The 3,246-nt window shown below is 66.7% G+C and carries 3 protein-coding genes; 1 reads left to right on the top strand and 2 read right to left on the bottom strand.

The window, feature by feature from the left end; translation table 11 throughout:
- Positions 1-525: 525 nt before the first annotated feature.
- Both JWQ91_RS06595 and JWQ91_RS06590 read right to left on the bottom strand, forming a co-directional pair.
- The gene (locus tag JWQ91_RS06595; RefSeq protein ID WP_297782065.1) at positions 526-1,635 is read right to left on the bottom strand and encodes an aminotransferase class V-fold PLP-dependent enzyme; all 1,110 of its coding nucleotides are present in this window, start codon (positions 1,633-1,635) and stop codon (positions 526-528) included.
- Complete coding sequence (locus JWQ91_RS06590; protein WP_297782064.1) at positions 1,632-2,066, bottom strand: RidA family protein; 435 nt, start codon at positions 2,064-2,066, stop codon at positions 1,632-1,634. The genes JWQ91_RS06595 and JWQ91_RS06590 overlap by 4 nt, the downstream gene beginning before the upstream one ends.
- 235 nt (positions 2,067-2,301) lie before the next feature.
- Between JWQ91_RS06590 and JWQ91_RS06585 the strand changes: the two genes are divergently transcribed.
- Positions 2,302-3,219, top strand: coding sequence for a thiamine pyrophosphate-dependent dehydrogenase E1 component subunit alpha (locus JWQ91_RS06585; RefSeq protein WP_297782063.1), 918 nt, complete (start codon positions 2,302-2,304; stop codon positions 3,217-3,219).
- The last annotated feature ends 27 nt before the right edge of the window (positions 3,220-3,246 follow it).

Genomic DNA, 3,246 nt, shown 5'->3' with positions numbered 1-3,246 from the left:
GGTCAGAGCACTGCAGGGTGCAGGCTGTGAATCAGACGGCTCAGACCTACGCAGGTTCGAACTCTGCACCTGCCACAGCACGACAAGGAACCCCTGAGCTGCGGAGACGCAGATCAGGGACTCTTTTGTATCCGGGCGGATGCGTCTGGTCTGTGATTCCAGGCGCCGCATGCCGCAACTCTCTGACCTGCGCAAACGTGAACTGACTTCCAAGCGCGGGGGGAATAGCGGGGAAAATCGGGGGAAGCTCGGTGCGAACTCCGCTCCCCGGCCGTTACCTGCGGGTTCCCTGCTGGAGCCGCGCGGCCGGGAACTGATCCCGTGTCAGCCGCCGAAGATGGTTGTACGACAACCGGTCTGTCGCACAAGCAGGCAGTCGGCGCCCATCTGGCCACCCGGGACATTCCCGGCCGAGGCGCACACATGGTCCTGCAGGGACCACCCGGGACCGCAAGACCCACCGAGTTCGAGACGGCCACGAGCCCACCAGCAGGAGCCGCTGGCCTCAACCGATCTGCCACCAGATCATTCGGCCGCACCGGCGTGTCTCAGCGCGGTCAGGACTCGCTCGACGTCGGCAGGCGTGTTGAAGTAGTGGAACCCCACCCGGACCCGGTCGCTGGAGACAGTCGCTTTGACCCGCGCGTCCAACAGCGCTGATGAGACTCGATCGCGGTCGGTGATGTGGACCGCCGCAATATGGCTCGGGCGGCCGGGACTGACCACCTTCAACCCGATGTCACGGGCTCCCAGCACGAAGTCCTGGGCGAGTCCCACGGAGTGTGATTCTGTCGTACGCGCGTCGGTGCGGTTGAGCAGCTCGAGTGCGGCCACCGCGCCGATCCACGAGAACCACGCGGGCGACGAGTCGGCGGCGGCGCCGGTTCGGTCGCGCGGCGCCACTCCGCCGAAATAGCTGTGGGGCGGAGGTCCGGAACGCCAGCTCGGGGCGATCGGGTGCAGGTCGGCCACGAGGTCCTTGCGGGTCACCATCCACGCTGCGCCGCGCGGGCACAGCATCCACTTGTAGCCGTGCACCGCGACGTAGTCGGCTCGCAGAGTCTCCGTCGGATCGAGCACGCCCATGGCCTGGGTCGCGTCGACGAAGAGCCGGGCGCCCACCGCGTCGGTCGCCGCTCGCAGCGCTGGGACGTCAGCCCGGATGCCGGTGGACGACAGCACCTCGCTGGCTGCCAGGAGGACCGTTCCAGGTGTACAGGCCGCCACGAGATCCTCCGTGTTTGCGACGCCGTCGCGTGAAGGCACGCGTACGACCTCGTGGTCGTCGCGCCGCAGCCACGGGAGGAGGTTGCTGCGGAACTCGTCGTCGGGCACCACGATCCGCCCCGGTGGGAGGGATGCTGCCACGATCGCGGCCGCCTCAGCCACGGAACCGAGGTTGGTGACCTGGTCAGGCTCGACGTCGACGTACTGCGCGAACAGTCGTCGCGCCTCCTGGGGCACCTGGTCCCAGTCGAGCCAGGAGAAGTCGCCGGCCGACCACGACTGCAGCGCGCTGCTGAGCGCGTCGACGACGGGAATGGCGGCGGGTGGCGAACCCGGGGTGTCCAGCCATACCTGCTCGGTCAGTGCCGGGAAGAGTGCCCGGAACGATGTGGCGTCGAGTCCGGTCACGAGGGTCCCTGCGCGAGCGTTTCCGGCACCGCCAGTACACCCTCCATCTCGATCGTCAGATCCGGGTCTGCCAATGCGGCCACGACGGCCAGGGAGTGCCCGGGGTAGACCTCGTCAGGGAACCACTTCGCGAAGACTTCGTCGCGCGCCTGGTAGAACCCCGGCAGATGCTCGGCTCCCGACACGAACGTCAGGAGCTTCACGATATGGCGCGGACTCGACCCCAGGGAGTCGAGGAGCACCGAGATGTTCTCGAGGACCTGGAGCGTCTGCCGGTACGAATCGGGGCCGGCCAGCCGCCCGTCGGGGAGCTGTCCGACCTGGCCCGAGATCCAGACCGTCCGCGTCGTGAACGGCACGCCGACCACGTGGCTGTACTTCCCGATCGGTGCGGCGATGCCAGGCGGGTTGGCGAAGTAGGGGATCGTCACGAGCGCTCCTTCTGATTCGGATGGTGGCCTCAGGATCGCAACTTCTGGGGCTCAAACCACTTTGTGGATGAAATTTTCCAGATAGACACAAAGATGGTTCATTCATCTGGAATCTTGTCCAGCGGTGGGCTTACCTCATCGCACGTGCCTGTGACGGCGCGCACATTCAGCTGATGAACAGAGGGGACCCGCACGCATGCAAGGCATACCTGCAGGGCGCGAACGACTGAGCGCCATGTTCAGGATCCGTTTCTTCGAGGACGAGATTGCGAACCTCCGACGGGACTCACTGGTCGTGGGCTCGGTGCACCTGTGCTCCGGGCAGGAGGCGATCTACGTCGGCGCCTGCGCGGCGCTGGACCTCAGTCGGGACGCGGTCTTTCCCACGTACCGTGGGCACGGCTGGGCGCTGGCGTGTGGTGCTCCGCTCGATGCCATGTTCGCCGAGCTCCTCGGGCGTGAGGCCGGGACCAACGGCGGTCGCGGCGGCTCGGCCTACCTCTCGACCCCCGACCAAGGGATGTTCGGTGAGAACTCGATCGTCGGCGCCGGCGCGCCCATCGCGACCGGTGCGGCGCTTGCGGGCAGGTACGACGGCAGCGACCGCGTGACGGTGGCAGCCTTCGGGGACGGTGCGATCAACCAGGGCTCGGTGACCGAGGCGATGAATTTCGCGGCGTACCTGAGGCTCCCAGTGGTCTTCCTCATCGAGAACAACCTGTACTCCGAGCTGACGCCGACCGCGGCCATGGTGGCCAATGATCGCCTCTACACCCGCGGCAACGCGATAGGCGTCAAGGGCGTCCGGGTCGACGGCAACGATGTCGACGCCGTTGCCGACACGATGTCCGAGGCCGTTCTCCATGCCCGGTCCGGTAAGGGGCCCGTCCTGCTGGAGGCCATGACCCAGCGCCTGGTTGGTCACTACATCGGCGACGCAGAGCAATATCGAGCACCGGGTGAGCGGGAACGCGCTGCGGCTGTGGAGCCGCTCGTCCGCCTCAGCCAGAAGCTTCGTGCGCACGGAGTCACGACCGACGAGCTGGCTTCCATCGAGGAGGCCGCGCGTCAGGACGTGCTTGCTGCGAGGGAGCGAGCTCTTGCCTCTCCCGTTGCTGACCCTTCAACCGTCCTGGAGCACCTGTATGCCTAGTCTCACCTATGCCCAATCGGTCAACGC

This window comes from Aeromicrobium sp. (assembly GCF_025965075.1).
Classification (GTDB): Bacteria; Actinomycetota; Actinomycetes; order Propionibacteriales; family Nocardioidaceae; genus Aeromicrobium.
This window is presented reverse-complemented; position numbering and strand designations above follow the sequence as displayed.

Coding starts and splice junctions, on each gene's coding strand:
- JWQ91_RS06585 (WP_297782063.1), top strand. CDS start 2,302: ATGTTCAGGATCCGTTTCTTCGAGGACGAGATTGCGAACCTCCGACGG.